Below are 17,557 nucleotides of genomic sequence, written 5' to 3'. Positions count from 1 at the left end.
CCGCTATATTGATAGCGGCTTTTTTTCTTTTTCCAATGAGGGTTGTAGTGAAACTTATTAAGCTTATCGAGCTTTATAGCATTTCAGTCTACGACTCTTCTTTATCTTTGTTCGTATTCAACAGCTCTCTTTCAAGATAGTGAATGTTTTGCGCTTCACGGGTAAAGCTATCGTCGGCTAAAATCACATCACGATGCAAAGGTATATTGGTTTTAATGCCTTCAATAATTAGCTCATCAAGGGCATGTATAGTCTTAGCAACGGCTTGCTGACGAGTTTGACCATGACAGATCAGTTTACCAATCAATGAATCATAATAGGTCGGTATTTCATAGCCAGGGTATAGATGAGAGTCAAAGCGAATGCCAGAACCACTTGGCGTGAACAGTTGGCTAATAGTACCTGGACAAGGCACGAAAGTCGCCGCATCTTCGGCATTGATACGACATTCAATTGCATGACCTTGGATCTCAATCTCACTTTGTCGATAAGACAGGCCATAACCAGCTGCAATTTTGAGCTGTTCGACGACGACATCAATACCAGTGATCATTTCAGTCACTGGATGCTCAACCTGTACACGAGTGTTCATTTCAATAAAGAAAAACTCATTGTTTTCAAATAAGAACTCAAACGTGCCAGCACCGCGGTACTTAACAAGCTCACATGCTTTTACGCAAGCTTTTAAGATTGGCTCACGTACATCATCTGGAATGTCTGGGGCAGGTGCTTCTTCTAGTACTTTTTGATGGCGACGCTGCAATGAGCAATCACGATCATATAAATGAATAGCATTACCGTTACCATCACCTAGCACCTGTACTTCTACGTGGCGCGGGTTTTGTAGATAGCGCTCCATATAGACAGTATCATCACCAAACCATAGCTCAGCTTCTTGTTTGGCAGCTTGCACTTGACCCATTAGTTCATCAAAGCGTTCAACCACACGCATACCGCGTCCACCGCCGCCAGAAGCTGCTTTAATCAGTAGTGGGAAGCCAATATTGCGGGCTTGTTCTTCGGCATTATGCAGGGTTACAGCGCCAACTGAACCAGGTACAGTTGGTACGCCAGCTTTTTTCATGGCGTTGATGGCAGAAACTTTATTGCCCATGAGGCGAATATGATCAGCATTAGGACCAACGAAGGTCAATCCTGCTTCTTCTACTTGTTCAGCAAATTCAGCGTTCTCAGACAAAAAGCCATAGCCAGGATGGATAGCATCTGCACCAGTGATTTCAGCAGCGGTTAAGATGGTGTTGATATCAAGGTAGCTTTGGTTAGCATTAGGCTTGCCAATACAAATTGCCTCATCAACAAAGCGCAAGTGCATCAGATTGGCATCAGCAGTAGAGTAGACACCTACCGTTTGGATACCTAGCGCTTTACAGGCGCGGACGATGCGCAGAGCAATTTCACCTCTGTTGGCAATGAGCAATTTTTTTATCATGGGTTCATCCTTGTCGAAGCGTCAGTCATGGACTGAGTTTCGATACATGGCATCATGTTATTTGGCTTTGATGCGTTATATATCAAAAGTCAGCCATAATGAAATAAAGTATGGCAAATATCGTTACGCTTTGTAGCGTATGACAGGTTGACCGAACTGTACGACTTCAGAGTTATCTACCAAGATTTCGTCAACAATACCACTTTGAGTCGCTTCAAGCGGGTTCATGATTTTCATGGCTTCGATAATACCTAAAGTATCACCTGCCTGAACCTTTTGACCGACTTTCACAAATGGTGGGTCATTAGGGCTTGGTGCTGAATAGAAAACACCAACCATTGGTGAAGACTCAACGCTACCTGCTTTTTCTGCAGGTTTGCCTTCAACAGCGGCAGCAGGAGCAGCGCTCGCAGCTGGAGCAGCCATCATAGTTGGCGCAGGTGCGTCATAGTGACGAGTTAAGCTAATATGCTCGTCGTCTGAACTGATTTCTAAATTAACCAGTTCACTTTCTTCCATAAGGGCGATGAGGGTGCGTATTTTTTCAATATCCATAGTTTTTATCTGGCCTTGTACTAAATTCGAGAAATAGTGTAACTAAATATTGTCTAATTAATTGCTAATGATACCTAGATTCAAGACAATGAGCAATCAATGTACAGTTGTTAACTGAAGATTTTTACATATTTTGACGTAAGCCATCTTTTTAGCAAGAAAATATCTACGATTTTTCATAGTCTGTATGATCAGATGACACTAATGATGGCTATAAAATACAATCCATGAATAGTTAGCCTAACCCCACAGCACAGTTAAACGTTTTTGCTGATAGCGTAGGCGCAAAGTAAGTAAGATAGATGATAAGAATAAACCTGTAATCAATGCCATCCAAAAGCCTTGAGCACCAACGTCAGTGAAACGCACTAGATAGACACCCAGCGGTAGAGCAACTAACCAATAGCAAAAAAGCGTTACCCACATCGGGATAGTTGTATCTTGCATACCGCGCAATATACCAGCGACATTGACTTGCCAGCCATCAAATAACTGATAGGCAAGTGCAAAGATAAGCAAATGCATGGACTGAGCCCTGACTTCTGGATTGTCAGTGAATGCTGCTGCTAATTCTGGTCTAAATAACCATATTCCAAGCATACAAGTCAAAGCAATTAATACCGTCCAAATAAGCCCAGTAGCTTGCACTTGACGGAGTGCTAGTAGATTTTTTTGACCAAATCGATTGGATATCATGATAGTGAGCGCCATGGCGACAGATATCGGTATCATAAATAGCTGAGAGGTGACTGACAGTGCCACCTGATGCGACGCTGTTGCCAGCTCACCTAATGGACTGATAACAAGTGCACCTAAGCTAAATAAACTGGCTTCAAAAAAGATAGAGACGCCAATGGGAATACCAAGTTTTAATAGCTTTTTAATCTGTGTGCGATTGGGACTTGAAAAACCATAAAAGAATCGCGTGCTCACAAATTCGCGGCGCTTGGTAAAGCTAGTATAGGCAGCAAGCAATAGGACATTTATCCATAATACCAATGCTGTTGCCACGCCGCAGCCTGCTCCGCCCATTTCGGGCATACCAAAGAGCCCGTGAATAAAAATATAATTCAAAGGAATGTCTGCGAGTAGACCAATAACACTGATGACAGTGACAGGCTCAGGACGGCCTAATGCCTCACAATAACTGCGTAGCACGGCATACACAGCAAGCGCTGGGAAACCAAATGAGACGCCATGTAAATATTGCGTTGCTATCGGTTGAATATTCTCAGGTACACCCATGATGCCAAGAACATTGGGAGCCAGATTGACTATAATAAAACCGATGATACCAATGACACCTGCAGTCCATAAAGACTGCTGCGTGATGTGCGGCACTTGACCATGTTGGTCTTGACCAATCGCTTCACCAATGAGAGGCGTGGTTGCGATAAGCACACCTGTGGCCAATAAAAACAGCGGTAGCCAAATACCAGACCCAACTGCTACCGCAGCCAAATCAAGCGCCGAGACTTGACCTGCCATGATGGCATCGACCACCCCAAGTGCTGCTTGGCAAAACTGAGTGATTAAAATAGGGAATGCAAGTACGCCTAAACGCAAGCTGTAGCTTTTAAAATCTTTGAAAGACAAAGGAAAAACCATGGTAAGCAACTTTTTATTCTTTGCAGTAAGTGTTATTAAAGTAGTTGTTATTAATAAACAAACACTGACATCAATCGATTAATATTGACGCAGTAAGGAGAGGTTAGTGCCGATGACCATACTCCGATAAACAAGATGAGCAAGCTTATATAGGTAGAGTATGAAAATAAAAGTAAAGACACTAAAATAAAAATAACCCGCCGATCCAAATAATGGATTGACAGGTCATATACATAGTAAGATGGTAAAGAAGCCACACTATGATGTCAACGTTTTAGCACCGCTATACAGGTATTAATCTTAGGTTTTTTGTACTCTATTTCATAGCCGATAAGCAATAGCCAATAGGTGACTTAACACGTTCACTCTGGCAACAACTCAAGTGTCTCTGCCATATTTATAATCGCTCGCCAATGTTTGGGCTCTAATGGAATCACTGTTAATTGCTGACACCCCTTTCTTAGCAGTAATGAGTCTTCCAATGCGGGTAAAAACTTTAGCTCTGATAATGGTAATACTTCTATAAAAGCTTGCTCAAACGTAAGATCTACCATATACCAGCGAGGTTCTTCTTCCGTCGCAATAGGATCATAATGACGATGCTCAGGGTGAAACTGAGTAGGATCAGGATACCCTGCTGTAGTGACTGTCATGATACCAGCGACTCCAGATGGCTTGGCGCTAGAGTGATAAAAGAATACTTTATCACCAACTTTCATATCGTCGCGCATAAAATTACGCGCACGATAGTTACGAACGCCGTCCCAACCATCGGTGCCCAAACGCTGTAAATCTTCAATACCAAAAAATTTAGGGTTGGATTTCATTAACCAATACGCCATATATCTGTCCTTTGATTCTTTATTTATTCTTCAATTCGTTCTTAAAGTTACAAGGGTTAGTTCCTATTAATTTACTCTCAAACATATTTTTAATAGTTTTTGCTCTTAGTAGAGCCTCTTTATAAAAAGGCCTCTATATACTGCTCCTAAGTTGCCGTGGTGAATAGGGCATTTATACGTGATTTTGTTAAGAGTTTTACGTTAGATATGCTTTTCTTTCAGTCGTCTAGCCGTTATCCTAGCGATACTTTTGATACCGATCACTATTGCTCATTACAAAATAAGTTTATTTATGCCCAAAATGAATGCAGACAGTATGCCGGATAGTCTTGTTACGCTACGTCCCAATGACCAAACGACCGATACTGGCGATATAAATGTCAAGGATATTCCGCTAGCGCTTTATATACATATCCCGTGGTGTGTAAAAAAGTGTCCTTATTGTGATTTTAATTCGCATGAGCTACCGATGGACCACACACTGTCTATGTATGAAGCGTATGTCGATGCGCTTTTATTAGATGCAAGTATGCAGCGGTCCTTGGCTCAAGGCCGAAAAATTGGCTCAATATTTATCGGTGGTGGCACGCCCTCGTTGCTACCCATCGCCCAATATCAGCGACTGTTTACTGGTTTACGTACGTGTTTTGAATTTACAGAAGACATCGAAGTCACGATGGAGGCCAATCCCGGCACGCTTGAGCATGCGCCATTTGCCCAGTATTTAGAGGTTGGTATCAATCGCTTATCGATTGGTGTACAGAGCTTCGCTGCTGATAAGCTTCAAGTGTTGGGCCGTATTCATGATCCTGTGCAAGCATTATCAGCCATTCGAGCTGCCAAAGCCGCTGGATTTGCACGGGTCAATGTCGACCTGATGCACGGACTCCCGCAGCAAACCATGAATGAAGCGCTCGCAGATATCCAAATGGCGCATGAGGCTGGCGCAACGCATATTTCATGGTATCAGCTTACCATTGAGCCCAATACCGTGTTTTACCGCAGTCAGCCTATTTTGCCCGATGAAGACAACTTGGCCGATATCGAACAAGCAGGCCAAGCGCTATTGCAGCAATTGGGATACTGCAACTATGAGGTGTCCGCATGGGCAGGTGCATCAGACAAACCTTGTCGTCATAACATCAACTATTGGCAGTTTGGCGATTATCTGGCGATAGGGGCTGGCGCGCATGGCAAAGTCACGATTGGTCGTAACGAGAGCAATGGTGGTGATTCATCAGCAGTAAAAAATAAAATGGAAGATGACTTGTTAGTAGCGTCAGGCATCTATCGTTTTAGTAAGTCACGTTTGCCAAAAGATTATATGGGGTCAAACGTAGCAGATCGTTCTGATGTAAACCAACATGCGCCTAAAATGGTGGGCTGGCAGGCGATAGACGCAGATGAATTGGTCAGCGAATTTATGCTAAATGCGCTGCGTTTGCACGGCGGCGTTGCATGGTCGTTGTTTACAGAGAGAACTGGACTAACGCTTGAAGGGATAGCTAAGCAAGTGGACAGCTTAGTTGAGCAAGGGCTATTGGTAGACAGTGATACAACGTTGCAACCGACCGTATTGGGTCAGCGCTATCTCAATCAAATATTGCGCGCATTTTTATAGTATTTACTCATGTGACTGGTGTTTGTGTGTTATTGCTGAGCATTTAGATTAGATGGCTAATAAGAGTAGAAGAAGCAAAAGGATCAGTCATACAGCAGCGCCAAAAACTAAAAAAGGCTTATCAAATAAATGATAAGCCCTTTTGAAAATCTAAAAAAATCAAACCTTAGATTTTGTCTTGTACGTCTTGTGCGCCGCCAGTTACAGCGTTTCCAGCGCTTGATACGTCTTGGCCAAGGCCTTTGAACGTGTTGCAACCAGTTAGAACGAACATAGCAGTTAAAGATGCGATGATTACTTTTTTCATAATAGTATCCTCAAAGATAAATGAATGGTTATAAATAACAACAGTGATGCTAAGCGTCACTGAAGGGGTATAGGATGAGACAGTCACACTTAAATGCTATCGCGTTATCCAATACAGACATCATAGTGAAAGTTAAAAACGCTGCACAGTATCAAAATGTAATTATTGGCAGTAAACTGTAACTTTCGTTTACCTACCGCTCATAAATTTCAATAATAGAGCGTTAAATATTTGCGGAGAGAGAATGACCATTCATATCGTGCTAGTAGCACCAAAGATGCCGAGCAATACGGGCAATATTATTAGGCTATGTGCCAATAGCGGTGCACAGCTGCACTTGGTAAGACCGCTTGGGTTTGAGCTGGATGACAAGAAGCTACGCCGAGCAGGCCTCGATTATCATGAATACGCGCATTTGCAAGTACACGATGATTGGAGCGCAGCAAGGCAAGCCCTACAAGCCGCCGACTGTCATATCGTTACTGCATTGACCACCAAGCTGAGCAAACCATTTTATGAGTATGATTTTGGTGGACCCAAAGTCAACGAAGCTACTGATAAAGCCTCTGATAAAGCGGCCGCACCCCATATTGCGTTGGTGTTTGGTTCTGAGACAGCGGGACTTGCAGATGACATCCGTGAAGATATTGGTGCTGACAACTGGCTCAGACTGCCCATGTTAGCTGACTCACGTAGTTTGAATTTATCAAATAGCGTAGCCATTTGTTTGTACGAGATATGGAGACAGCAAGGATTCGCAGGCGATGAAGGTCGTAGTGTCGGATACGAGACATTGACAGTCTATGACCCAAAATAGACGTTTAATAAGACAGTAGCGATGGACTTAAAAGTATTTGCGTACTCAATGAGCAGTGAAATATTAGATACTGCTCATTCACTCACTTATACTGAGTATTTAGCATGATACCTAGTTTGTCTTATTGCTTATAAATCACTCATAAACAGTTTGGGGGCTTGGGTAAGCCTGCCAAACGATTGACATGACGTGCGACCAAACCTGTATTAAACAGCTGCTGCAGTTTTTGATTGCTAATATCGAGCTCTGGCAAGGTCTTTTGTAGCCATTTGATTAATGGACGGGTTGCTGGCGCGTGATTGAATTTATCAAAAAACGCGCGCACTTGTAGCAAGATTTCTAAATGCTCATCGCTCAGATTGACCTCTAGTGTGTCTGCCAATTGCTGCGCGATAACAGGTGTCCAAATCGTATGGTCACACAGATGGCCGTCTTGATCTAATTCAATATCAGTCGCTGTTATGGTAGTGTCGTGAGTGGTCATATCATTACTCATAAGGCAATTGTCACCACTTTGTCAAACCGACTGCTATGAGTCAGATTAACCCATTCTGCATCGGTTAAAATAGCAGTCAACTTAGTCTCTAAATTAAGCTTGCCAGTTGTATTTGGTGTGAGCTGTGCGATGTCATCTGCTAATGCGTACATACCAGCAATACCATCCATATCGCTATCATTTAGATAAGCATTGAACCAATCAAGAAAAGCAGGAGTGCTGCCAAGCAAGAGTATACTGTCCCCTGTGCGCCAAGTACGAGACATATCTTCGGTGCTACGTCTAAGGGTATCCATCGTGCTATGCAATTGATATAAAGTTGCCATAAAGGTGTCCGATTACGTGCTTTATTATTTTATAAGTCTAAGCTATGTAGTAATTTAAAAGGTGAGTATCTGTTCGAAATCTTGTGAGTTAATGATTTCTGGTATGAGTGTGAGCTGTGATGCCAGATCTGTGGGCAACATACCAGTGACCCAGCCACTAAAGACGTCATCGGGTAGCCAAGCTGCGGGCATATCGTAAAGCTCAAGTGATTGAATCATACCATGCAGCCGCGAGTCAGATTGCATCAATAATCCAAAGACCGGCGCATCTAAGAATAGTTGAACCTCATGACCAAATGTCGCTAACGTTAGCGCCAGCGCACAGCCTTCGTAGCTTGCTGATTCAGTGGGCGTATGCAGCTGAATTAATAATCTCATAATCTGTTCCTAAAAATATTTACTGCTACCAGTGATCTCAATAGATACACTATCAAACGACACGCTATTAAAATTGTATCAAACGACAGTCATCCTGCATCATTATTGCAAGCTCACTGAGTCCCACTAACGTAAATCCTGTCGCAAGATTGGCTCCGTCGAGCTGATGGCGTGTGCTGTTGTCTACATCACTCACACCGCGGCTAAGTGCCGTACTGACACATACAGGTAGTGGTAATTGGTATCGCTCAGCCAAAGACTGCCACTCTTTGGTCAAGTCTAGTTGATCGGCTGACTGCCAACGCAATCGATTGGCTATATGAGCCGAGTCGCCATAGAAGAAGATATTGAGCAGAGGCTGTTCAGTGGTAGCGTTATCATTGCTGCCTGTACTACTAGTGTCAGTGTCATTAATATCATGACTATTCGCTGCGTTCTCTAAGTAAGCGCGTGCGTAGCGTAACGCCAAATGTGCCAATGGATGACTAGGATCAGCAGTAATCAGTAGTAATGGGGTAGTGGTTGTCATAAGGCGCAGTATCACATATTGTAAATAAGAGTTTAAAAATCATGGCCGAATTGCTATAAATACTTTTTATAAAGTAATTTGGTCGTTATTATTATAGCGCTTGTGTACGGACTTTCGTGACAGAAAACAGAATTTATACTGATAATATGATGTATAGCGGATCATACTGTCACATCAAATATGGTTATGTCATAAAAGATAGGTGAGTCGTTTCTATCAAAGATGTTTATGCTAACATAAAGCGCCGCAAACCAAATAGAGTCACTGTTATTTAACATGGTTTTATCTCAAGTGTAGGCACACTGAGTATTATTGCTTGATGCTGTGACTGCCTCGTAAGAAAAAACAATAAACTTATGAGCTAGGTTCACGTAGTCTTACCATTCTATGTAAGGAGTTTTTGTCAATATGTTACCTGCTATGCCCTCACGTGTTAACAATGGTACAGATTATCAGCCTACCGTAGAACAACTGCAAGTCCTAGAAACAGCGAGTGAGTTCGCTTATCAAATTTGGGAAAGTCGGACCGTTTCATGTCAGACATTTTTGCGCAGTTACCCATTGAACAGTACGTTAACCCGCCAGCAAATCGATGATCTAATACAAGATTATACGCTAGATGAAAACTATCAACTCGCTGATGAGGCCAAGGTTATGAGTGGCCTGCGTCACTTGCGTACGCTGCTGATGATGCGATGGATTTGGCAAGATGCCTTACAGACGATCAGTTTGGAGCAGCTGACTGATGAGTTGTCTGAATTTGCAGATGGTTGTATCTCCTTTGCTAAAGATTATACCTATCAACACTTGGCTGCTAAGTATGGTGAGCCGACCTTTATCAATGCGCAAGGCAATGTACAGATTGATGATATGGCGATTATGGCCATGGGTAAGCTCGGTGCACAAGAGCTGAACTTATCAAGTGATATTGATCTAATCTTTGTGCATCAAGCACGCGGCGAAACCAATGGAAATAAAGCAAAAGGCACACGTAGCGTAGACAACAAACGCTTTATGAACAGATTGGGTCAAGGTATCATTAAATTACTCGATAATAAGACCGCTGATGGTTTTGTTTTTCGAGTAGATATGCGACTGCGACCCTGGGGTGATGGCAGTGATTTGGCTATTCATCTGTCCGCATTACAAAAATACTTTACGATGCATGGGCGTGCATGGGAGCGTTTTGCATGGTTAAAAGCGCGCGTGGTCGGACAAATAGACCAACCATTTTATGATGAGATACAAGTACTGATTAAGCCGTTTGTTTTTCGTTATTACGTGGACTACAGTGCATTTTCGGCATTGAGAGAGATGAAGTCTCTTATTCAAAATCAAGTTGCACAACGTGAAGATTTAGATAATATCAAGCTTGGTGCTGGCGGCATCAGGGATATTGAGTTTATCGTACAAGCCTTTCAGCTGATCTATGGCGGGCGGCATCCACAGCTACAAATCAAACCTTGCTTGCAAGCGATGCAAGTATTGTGCGAACTCGGCTACCTAGAGCATTCAACTTATGAGCAGCTGCAGGCAGCATATCGGTTCTTACGCCGGCTGGAACATGCTATTCAAGCAATTAACGATCAGCAGACCCAGCGCTTACCACATGATGAGCAGTGGCAGGACAATTTGGCAGTGACGCTGAACTTTGAAAGTTGGAGTGCCTTATTAGACCAACTTAATCGTCATCGTGAGAGTGTCAATGTGCCGTTTGAGCGTATGGTCACTGAGCGTCAAGTACCTGACAACGAAGATACTGATTTGGAGCCAGAGCATTTAGAGGAGCAAATTGCCCGTTTAAATGAGGTATTAACAGAAGAAAATCGCGAGTTACTACAGAATTTCTGGCAATCAAAAATGGTGGCTAACTTAAGCGATGAGGCCAGAGAGCGCTTAGATGACGCATATCCTGTTATTGTTCATGCATTGTTAGCGCATCAAGAACAACAGCAACTTGCCAACGCTGCTTTACCGCGATTGATTTCACTGCTTGAAGCGATTTGTCGTCGTTCTATCTATTTGGTTATGATTGCTGAAAATCCCAACGCAACGATTGAACTGATTCCAATGCTGTCTGCTAGCCCATGGATTGCAAAAGAGTTGGCTCAGTACCCTGTGCTATTGGATACTTTCTTACAGCAGCGTTATCGCCATCTGCCAGAAAAACTTGAGCTGCGTGACATCCTGCGCCAACAGCTATTGCGTGTTGAACCAAATGATGAAGAAGAGCTATTAACCGTCCTGCGACTATTCAAAAAGAACCAAGTTTTGGCTGTCGCTGCTAGTGATGTATTGGCTGAACGCCCGATTATGAAGGTGTCAGATTCATTAACTTACATCGCTGAAGTGGTGCTAGAAGCAGCATTAGAACGCGCTTTTGCAGAGATTGTTAACCGTTATGGATATCCTATTGGACAAGATGGCGATCCGGTAACTGAAGCGGACTGCGGCTTTGCGATTATCGGTTATGGCAAACTTGGTGGCTTAGAGCTGTCGTATTCTTCAGATTTGGACTTGGTATTCTTACACAAGATAAAAGAGCAGGGCATGACCACTGGTGAGAAGTCAGTTAGTGGTATGAAGTTTGCCGCGCGTCTGGTACAAAAGCTGATGAACTATCTCAATACTCAAACACGTGATGGACGTGCCTATGAGATTGACATGCGTCTGCGGCCTTCAGGCAATGCTGGCATGATGGTGGTGTCTTGTCATGCTTTTGAAACCTATCAAATGGATAAAGCATGGTCATGGGAGCATCAAGCGCTGGTACGTGCTCGCGCAATCTGCGGAGATAAGCGTGTCACCGCCCGCTTCTGTGATATTCGCCGCGACGTACTGTCACTACCTCGGACACTGGATCAAGTGCGTAGTGAGGTCACTAGTATGCGTATCAAAATGCAAAAGCATCTTGGTACGAAGCAATGGCAACGGGAGGCAGCCAAATTTCATCTTAAGCAAGATGCAGGCGGTATTGTAGATATTGAGTTTTTAGCACAGTTTGCTGTATTGGCTTACTCGCACGAATATCCGAGTTTGGCCAAATGGAGCGATAATGTGCGAATTTTTGAAGAAGTGGCTTTGCTTGGTATTTGGGATAATCAGGTTTGTCAAGATTTGACCGATGCCTATCTAAGGATACGTGCTGCTACGCATCAGTTGGCACTATCAGAGCAATCTTTACTCGTTGATGAGTCGCTATGGCAGGAGACGCGAGCGTTGGTACAGTCACAGTGGCAACATCTCATGGGCGTGGAGACAGACGACGAGTAATATCGAAACTCGTATGATTAAGGTCTTGCCGATAGTCCAAGAGACGCTTAAACTGTAATGCGCTACTATGTATAAAAGCGATGAATAAAAACCGTGCATAAAAACTATAGATAAAAACTATGGACAGAAACGGTAGCTAGGCACGATATAATGAAAAACCATATAGTGCCAAACCAAAAGATTTCATTTGCTAATACGGCCAGTGATATAATCGATCAAACATCATCATGGTACTGTCAGTCGTTCGTTATAATGAAGCTGTTGTTTAGGCAATAAAAATTGACGCTGCGGTGTTATCATACGATGTTGATCAATACTGTTAAATAAAACCTACCTAAAAAAAGTTAGACATCAGTGCTAGCATAAGGACAATAAAATGAATATGGCAACACAAGATGGTAAGCTTTGGATGAATGGCACGATGATCGAACAGCCAGATGCTAAAGTTCATGTGCTTACACATAGCTTGCATTACGGTATGGCTGTTTTTGAAGGTGTACGCGCTTACCAAACAGCTGATAATCGTACTGCTATTTTCCGTTTAAAAGAACATACTGAGCGCCTACTTGGCTCAGCCAAAATTTTTCAAATGGACGTACCTTTTGATGCTACCACTCTAGAGCAAGCACACAAGGATGTGGTCAAGCAAAACAATTTGGAAGAAGCCTATATTCGTCCGCTCATTTGGGTAGGTGCAGAAAAACTTGGCTTGTCTTCACGTGACAACAGTATCAATGCAATGGTTGCTGCTTGGCATTGGGGTGCTTATCTTGGCGAAGAGGGCATCAAGAATGGTATTCGTGTAAAGACTTCATCTTATACGCATCACATGCCAAACGTGACTATGTGTAAGGCTAAAGCGTCTAGTAATTATCCTGTGTCTATCATGGCCAACCAAGAAGTAACGCGTAATGGCTACGATGAAGCTATCTTGATGGACCCACAAGGGTTTGTATGTCAGGGCGCAGGCGAGAACTTATTCTTGGTAAAAAATGGTGAGTTACATACGCCAGACTTATCAGGTGGCGCGTTAGATGGTATCACTCGTCGTACTATCTTGCAGTTCGCGGCTGATCTAGGTATCAATGTCATCGAACGTCGTATCACTCGTGACGAGTTCTACTTAGCTGACGAGATATTTATGACAGGTACTGCTGCTGAAGTTACACCTATCCGTGAATATGATGATCGTATCATCGGTAATGGTGGCCGCGGGGAAATCACTGAAAAGTTGCAGACCTTATACTTTGATGTGGTACACGGTCGCAATGAGAAATATATGGACTGGTTAAGCTTTATTGATTAACAATGCCGTTACTTTAAAGATCAAAAAGGCTGAACATAATTGTTCAGTCTTTTTTTTATGCTAATATAGCCATCATATTTATTCATACGATCAAAGTGAGCAGTCAATGCCAATAGATTCTAGTGCAGCCGATAAGAAAAATATCAAACAAATTATTTGTATCAAATGGGGTACGAAATACGGTGCTGATTACGCCAATAAACTATATGGTATGGTATCTCGTAATATTACGCCACCGTTTCGCTTCGTATGTTTTACCGATGATACGACTGACGTACGTCCAGAAATTGAATGTCAAGAGTTACCACCGTTAGATGTCACTATGCCAACCAATACATTGGGAAAATGGCCAAAATCTCGCTTGTGGGGTAAAAAGCTTGGTAATTTAACAGGAACTGTATTATTTGTAGATTTGGATGTGATTATAGTTGATAGTCTCGATCCTTTTTTCGAATGTGGCGAGCCAGATGATGTTATCTTGTCTTACAATCCAAGTAATCCACTAGAGCGCTTAGGACAGACCTCTTGCTTTAGATTTCAGATAGGGTCACTTGTTTCACTTCAAGAGAAATTCAAAGCTGATCCACAAGGTATCGCTGATGAATATCGTTTTGAGCAGCGTTTTGTCACTCGCAATGCACCAGGTGGTGTAAAACTATTTCCAAAAGCTTGGGTGGCACACTTTAGACGTAAATGTCGTCAACCGTTTCCGCTTAACTATATCAAAGAACCGAAGATTCCCAAAGGTGCTCGTATTGTTATTTTTCCAGGTGATTTGTATCCTACGCATGCTATTGAAGGCAAATACAATAAAAACGCTGCCAACAATGCTAAAGACCATCTAAGAAGACTCACTGAGCCTAAAAACTTGAAACGCCCATTGCGCCATTTGCGCCACTTTATCTTGCCAGTAGGTTGGATTGAGAAATACTGGAAAGAGTAGGTTTAACTTTGTAGTTATTATTGTCTTAGCAGATATTAGTATTGATGTTTTCTATCCTTATATTTATAAGGATAGAGACATTACCCAGTGAATGGATAGAATTATGACAACAACTGATACCATCAGAGTCTTTGTTGGCTGCGACCCAAATAACTGTGATTTAGAGCAGATGATGGTTCTAGATTATAGTATTCATAAACATACCAGCATACCAGTGGAAATAGTGTGGATGCAGTTATCGCGCGACCCTAATAGCTACTGGTATTCAAATCCTGAGACAGGTAAAGGCTGGGATACTACCAAATGGTCAACACCTTTCTCTGGTTTTAGATGGGCAATTCCGGAGTATTGCAATTACTCTGGTCGCGCTATATATATGGATGCTGATGTTGTTATTCTAGATGATTTAGTGAAGCTGTGGGAACATCCTATCGAAGGGCAGTCTATAGTAGCGGCTAAGACAAATGCTGACATGACACGACTATGCACGTGCGTATGGGACTGTGACGCTGCAAAGAACCTTGTTCTACCGATACAAAAGCTTAGGAAAGATCCCAAAAGCCATAAAGAGATGATGGCTGTATTCAAAAAAAATAAACAGCTGATTGAGCCTTATCAAAACAGTTATAACTGTATAGATGGTGAAAACTTAGCAGTCGAAGACATGAAAATATTGCACTATTCAGATATGGGTACACAATTCAGTCATAAATATGCATTGCCTAGAGTAAGCGAGGAGGGGATCGAGCATTGGTTTGATGGCGAAATAATGCCACATCCAAGACAAGATTTGGTCGTCCTTTTTGATGAGTATTATAATGAGGCACTTGCTGCTGGATATGATCTAGAAAGCTATCGAATTGAGCCTTTTGGAAGTTTTCCAAAGAAGTCGCAACAAGGATATATTGGCAATAAAGTGACTCGTCCAAAGGCTTCCAAGTCGTTTTTTGCGAAGCTATTCAAACGCTAGTTTTTTAGTGAAACAGTGATAAATCCTTTTAAGAAGACAAAGATTTACTCCATAGGTTGTCATTTATGAAGCAGCATAAAAAAATAGCGTTACTCGTTATTAATTGTTTACAAGGCGGCGGTGCTGAACGTGTTGTATTGACATTGGGGCAAGGGTTTTATGAATTAGGGTATGAAGTGCATATTCTGAGATTCAAGCCACTAGTACAGTACGATTTGAGCCCAAACCTTAATTATCATGTACTAAAATTTAAGCCCTACAAACTAATACCAGGTGCACAAAGGCGTGATAGCATTTTTGCACGTGCGGTTGATAAATACGTTTTGCAACATATTGGTCAGCCTGACATCATACTGTCCAATCTAGATCGTGCGGATAGTATCTTAAGTAGTAGCAAACTGCCTAATATCACCTATATTATTCATAACACAGTATCACTACTCTACAAATTTAATAAAAATCATGATGCTGAGCAACTGAAGAAAAGAATGGTGGAGATATATGCTAAGCATCCGTGTGTTTGTGTGAGTGAGGGCGCTCAAAAAGATTTTATCAAGAGCTTTGGTCACATCACGCCAACTACTGCCATTCATAATCCAATTGATAAAGACAGTATTCAACAACAGGCTGATGCTTTTGTCCCTGAATATCAAAACTATATCATTCATGTTGGTAGTTTTAAGGATGCTAAGCGCCATGATGTATTGGTAAAGGCCTACGCAAAAACAAATCAATCTATGCCGTTATTACTCTTAGGTCAAGGCAAGCACAAAAGTGAGATAGAAGAGCTAGTGACAGAGTTGAATCTAACAGACAAAGTCATATTTTTAGGTTTTCGAGATAACCCTTTCCCTTATATCAAGCATGCGCAGTTCAAAATATTGACCTCTGATTGGGAGGGGTTTGCCTTGGTTATTGCCGAAGCTCTCGTACTAGGTACGCCTGTTATCAGTACCAAATGCCCATCAGGTCCAAGTGAGTTACTGCCTGAACATAATTTAATGCCAATGGACGATGTTGATGCCATTGCCAAAAAAATGCGTCAGGCTATGAATAATCCGCAAGCGTTTCATGCGCCATTCGATGAATCGTTACTACCAGTTAAAATAGCAGCAAAATATGTAGAGTTCACTGAACAAGTCGGTATGACTACTCAATAGTCTCAGCTATTTTTATAACTAAAATATTCGTTGCTAAGAAAATTTAAAATGATTAATAGTGTGATTAAAACAAGAAAAAAGCAGCTAAAGAAGATAAAAAGACAGTTCTTTTGGTCATTAATTGTCTGCAAGGTGGTGGTGCTGAACGTGTTGTATTGACATTGGGTCAGGGTTTTCATGAGTTAGGTTATGATGTACATATTCTAAGATTTAAGCCTAGAGTAGAGTACGAGATTAATCCAAAGTTGAACTATCATTTTCTTAATTTCAAGCGCTACAAGTTGATACCGAAACTAGAACGTCGTGATAAATTCTTTTCAATCATAGTGGATAGGTACGTCTCAAAATATATTGGTAAGCCTGATCTTGTTTTGTCCAATCTAGATCGCGCAGATAGTGTGTTAAGTCATAGCCGTATGGATAACATTGTTCATATTATCCATACTACGCTATCACTACTACATAAAAATAAGAGTTTAAGTGACTATCAAAAAAAATCGGCACTGGCTCGTATTTATTCGAAAAATCGTTGTGTATGTGTGAGTAACGGTGTGAAAGAAGATTTTATAGGAATTTTTGGCAGCACAATGCCCACAACTACCATTCATAATCCGATAGACAGAGATAGCATTCAAAAACTAGCTAACGCATTTGTTCCAGAACTTCAAAACTATATTATCCATGTTGGTAGCTTTAAAGAAGCAAAACGACATGATGTGCTCATAAGAGCTTATGCAAAGACAGATCAGTCTTTACCCTTACTTCTTTTGGGCAAAGGTAAATTAAAAGATAGTATGAAGGAGCTAGTGACAGAACTGGGCTTGAAAGAAAAGGTCACCTTTTTAGGTTTTCATGATAATCCTTTCCCCTATATAAAACATGCGAAATTTAAAGTATTGACTTCTGATAGAGAAGGATTTGCTTTAGTGATTGCAGAGTCATTAGCACTTGGTACACCCGTCATTAGCACTGATTG

General features: G+C 41.9%; 17 protein-coding genes. 8 read left to right on the top strand and 9 right to left on the bottom strand.

Going from position 1 to position 17,557, the window contains the following annotated elements; all coding sequences use genetic code 11:
- Nucleotides 1–88 precede the first annotated feature (88 nt).
- The 4 genes from accC to ACT3QN_RS00070 all read right to left on the bottom strand — a co-directional run bounded on the left by accC (nucleotide 89) and on the right by ACT3QN_RS00070 (nucleotide 4,455).
- Nucleotides 89–1,450: an acetyl-CoA carboxylase biotin carboxylase subunit gene (gene accC / locus ACT3QN_RS00085; RefSeq protein ID WP_444522054.1), complete on the bottom strand. Its 1,362-nt coding sequence runs from the start codon at nucleotides 1,448–1,450 to the stop codon at nucleotides 89–91.
- A 123-nt stretch (nucleotides 1,451–1,573) separates the two neighbouring features.
- The gene (gene accB, locus ACT3QN_RS00080; RefSeq protein ID WP_102092842.1) at nucleotides 1,574–2,005 is read right to left on the bottom strand and encodes an acetyl-CoA carboxylase biotin carboxyl carrier protein; all 432 of its coding nucleotides are present in this window, start codon (nucleotides 2,003–2,005) and stop codon (nucleotides 1,574–1,576) included.
- Nucleotides 2,006–2,245: 240 nt separating this feature from the next.
- The gene (locus tag ACT3QN_RS00075) at nucleotides 2,246–3,613 is read right to left on the bottom strand and encodes an MATE family efflux transporter (protein ID WP_444522055.1); all 1,368 of its coding nucleotides are present in this window, start codon (nucleotides 3,611–3,613) and stop codon (nucleotides 2,246–2,248) included.
- A 362-nt stretch (nucleotides 3,614–3,975) separates the two neighbouring features.
- Nucleotides 3,976–4,455 carry an EVE domain-containing protein gene (locus ACT3QN_RS00070; protein ID WP_444522056.1) on the bottom strand — a complete coding sequence of 160 codons (480 nt, stop codon included), beginning with the start codon at nucleotides 4,453–4,455 and terminating at the stop codon, nucleotides 3,976–3,978.
- 316 nt (nucleotides 4,456–4,771) lie between these two features.
- Between ACT3QN_RS00070 and hemW the strand changes: the two genes are divergently transcribed.
- The gene (gene hemW, locus ACT3QN_RS00065) at nucleotides 4,772–6,076 is read left to right on the top strand and encodes a radical SAM family heme chaperone HemW (protein ID WP_444522135.1); all 1,305 of its coding nucleotides are present in this window, start codon (nucleotides 4,772–4,774) and stop codon (nucleotides 6,074–6,076) included.
- 166 nt (nucleotides 6,077–6,242) lie between these two features.
- Here hemW and ACT3QN_RS00060 read toward each other — a convergent pair whose 3' ends face one another.
- Nucleotides 6,243–6,383 carry an entericidin A/B family lipoprotein gene (locus tag ACT3QN_RS00060; RefSeq protein WP_101204419.1) on the bottom strand — a complete coding sequence of 47 codons (141 nt, stop codon included), beginning with the start codon at nucleotides 6,381–6,383 and terminating at the stop codon, nucleotides 6,243–6,245.
- Nucleotides 6,384–6,627: 244 nt separating this feature from the next.
- On the opposite strand from ACT3QN_RS00060, the gene ACT3QN_RS00055 reads away from it, so the two are divergent.
- On the top strand, nucleotides 6,628–7,200 hold the full coding sequence (locus ACT3QN_RS00055; RefSeq protein ID WP_444522057.1) for a tRNA (cytidine(34)-2'-O)-methyltransferase: 573 nt from the start codon (nucleotides 6,628–6,630) through the stop codon (nucleotides 7,198–7,200).
- 139 nt (nucleotides 7,201–7,339) lie between these two features.
- Here ACT3QN_RS00055 and ACT3QN_RS00050 read toward each other — a convergent pair whose 3' ends face one another.
- The 4 genes from ACT3QN_RS00050 to tusD form a co-directional block, all read right to left on the bottom strand.
- The gene (locus ACT3QN_RS00050) at nucleotides 7,340–7,684 is read right to left on the bottom strand and encodes a TusE/DsrC/DsvC family sulfur relay protein (RefSeq protein ID WP_444522058.1); all 345 of its coding nucleotides are present in this window, start codon (nucleotides 7,682–7,684) and stop codon (nucleotides 7,340–7,342) included.
- An 8-nt stretch (nucleotides 7,685–7,692) separates the two neighbouring features.
- A complete protein-coding gene (locus ACT3QN_RS00045; protein WP_444522059.1) occupies nucleotides 7,693–8,022 on the bottom strand; it encodes a hypothetical protein in 330 nt (109 codons plus the stop codon).
- A gap of 54 nt (nucleotides 8,023–8,076) precedes the next feature.
- Nucleotides 8,077–8,400 carry a hypothetical protein gene (locus tag ACT3QN_RS00040; RefSeq protein WP_444522060.1) on the bottom strand — a complete coding sequence of 108 codons (324 nt, stop codon included), beginning with the start codon at nucleotides 8,398–8,400 and terminating at the stop codon, nucleotides 8,077–8,079.
- 67 nt (nucleotides 8,401–8,467) lie between these two features.
- Complete coding sequence (tusD, locus tag ACT3QN_RS00035; RefSeq protein WP_444522061.1) at nucleotides 8,468–8,929, bottom strand: sulfurtransferase complex subunit TusD; 462 nt, start codon at nucleotides 8,927–8,929, stop codon at nucleotides 8,468–8,470.
- Between the two features lie 408 nt (nucleotides 8,930–9,337).
- Between tusD and glnE the strand changes: the two genes are divergently transcribed.
- From glnE to ACT3QN_RS00005, 6 genes are all read left to right on the top strand, one after another.
- Entirely contained in the window at nucleotides 9,338–12,202 is a 2,865-nt protein-coding gene (glnE, locus tag ACT3QN_RS00030; RefSeq protein WP_444522062.1) for a bifunctional [glutamate--ammonia ligase]-adenylyl-L-tyrosine phosphorylase/[glutamate--ammonia-ligase] adenylyltransferase, read from the top strand.
- A gap of 376 nt (nucleotides 12,203–12,578) precedes the next feature.
- Nucleotides 12,579–13,508, top strand: a complete 930-nt coding sequence (locus ACT3QN_RS00025; RefSeq protein WP_444522063.1) for a branched-chain amino acid transaminase — start codon at nucleotides 12,579–12,581, stop codon at nucleotides 13,506–13,508.
- Nucleotides 13,509–13,614: 106 nt separating this feature from the next.
- The gene (locus tag ACT3QN_RS00020; protein WP_444522064.1) at nucleotides 13,615–14,451 is read left to right on the top strand and encodes a glycosyl transferase; all 837 of its coding nucleotides are present in this window, start codon (nucleotides 13,615–13,617) and stop codon (nucleotides 14,449–14,451) included.
- 103 nt (nucleotides 14,452–14,554) lie between these two features.
- Nucleotides 14,555–15,421 (top strand): glycosyltransferase, encoded by an 867-nt coding sequence (locus ACT3QN_RS00015; protein ID WP_444522065.1) that lies wholly within the window; start codon nucleotides 14,555–14,557, stop codon nucleotides 15,419–15,421.
- A 65-nt stretch (nucleotides 15,422–15,486) separates the two neighbouring features.
- On the top strand, nucleotides 15,487–16,581 hold the full coding sequence (locus ACT3QN_RS00010; protein WP_444522066.1) for a glycosyltransferase: 1,095 nt from the start codon (nucleotides 15,487–15,489) through the stop codon (nucleotides 16,579–16,581).
- 110 nt (nucleotides 16,582–16,691) lie between these two features.
- The coding region (locus ACT3QN_RS00005) for a glycosyltransferase (protein ID WP_444528708.1) at nucleotides 16,692–17,557 on the top strand (866 nt) is incomplete at its 3' end.

It is taken from the genome of Psychrobacter sp. AOP7-C1-14, from assembly GCF_052376135.1.
Taxonomy (GTDB): Bacteria; Pseudomonadota; Gammaproteobacteria; order Pseudomonadales; family Moraxellaceae; genus Psychrobacter.
Note: the sequence above shows the minus strand (reverse complement) of the source record. Positions and strands in the feature narration are given on the sequence as shown.

What these genes read in the sequence shown, in the direction of transcription:
- ACT3QN_RS00070 (WP_444522056.1), bottom strand. Translation starts at nt 4,455, where the DNA reads ATGGCGTATTGGTTAATGAAATCCAACCCTAAATTTTTTGGTATTGAA.
- accC (WP_444522054.1), bottom strand. Translation starts at nt 1,450, where the DNA reads ATGATAAAAAAATTGCTCATTGCCAACAGAGGTGAAATTGCTCTGCGC.
- accB (WP_102092842.1), bottom strand. Translation starts at nt 2,005, where the DNA reads ATGGATATTGAAAAAATACGCACCCTCATCGCCCTTATGGAAGAAAGT.
- ACT3QN_RS00040 (WP_444522060.1), bottom strand. Translation starts at nt 8,400, where the DNA reads ATGAGATTATTAATTCAGCTGCATACGCCCACTGAATCAGCAAGCTAC.
- ACT3QN_RS00060 (WP_101204419.1), bottom strand. Translation starts at nt 6,383, where the DNA reads ATGAAAAAAGTAATCATCGCATCTTTAACTGCTATGTTCGTTCTAACT.
- ACT3QN_RS00045 (WP_444522059.1), bottom strand. Translation starts at nt 8,022, where the DNA reads ATGGCAACTTTATATCAATTGCATAGCACGATGGATACCCTTAGACGT.
- ACT3QN_RS00050 (WP_444522058.1), bottom strand. Translation starts at nt 7,684, where the DNA reads ATGACCACTCACGACACTACCATAACAGCGACTGATATTGAATTAGAT.
- glnE (WP_444522062.1), top strand. Translation starts at nt 9,338, where the DNA reads ATGTTACCTGCTATGCCCTCACGTGTTAACAATGGTACAGATTATCAG.
- ACT3QN_RS00010 (WP_444522066.1), top strand. Translation starts at nt 15,487, where the DNA reads ATGAAGCAGCATAAAAAAATAGCGTTACTCGTTATTAATTGTTTACAA.
- tusD (WP_444522061.1), bottom strand. Translation starts at nt 8,929, where the DNA reads ATGACAACCACTACCCCATTACTACTGATTACTGCTGATCCTAGTCAT.
- ACT3QN_RS00015 (WP_444522065.1), top strand. Translation starts at nt 14,555, where the DNA reads ATGACAACAACTGATACCATCAGAGTCTTTGTTGGCTGCGACCCAAAT.
- ACT3QN_RS00055 (WP_444522057.1), top strand. Translation starts at nt 6,628, where the DNA reads ATGACCATTCATATCGTGCTAGTAGCACCAAAGATGCCGAGCAATACG.
- ACT3QN_RS00075 (WP_444522055.1), bottom strand. Translation starts at nt 3,613, where the DNA reads ATGGTTTTTCCTTTGTCTTTCAAAGATTTTAAAAGCTACAGCTTGCGT.
- hemW (WP_444522135.1), top strand. Translation starts at nt 4,772, where the DNA reads ATGCCGGATAGTCTTGTTACGCTACGTCCCAATGACCAAACGACCGAT.
- ACT3QN_RS00025 (WP_444522063.1), top strand. Translation starts at nt 12,579, where the DNA reads ATGAATATGGCAACACAAGATGGTAAGCTTTGGATGAATGGCACGATG.
- ACT3QN_RS00020 (WP_444522064.1), top strand. Translation starts at nt 13,615, where the DNA reads ATGCCAATAGATTCTAGTGCAGCCGATAAGAAAAATATCAAACAAATT.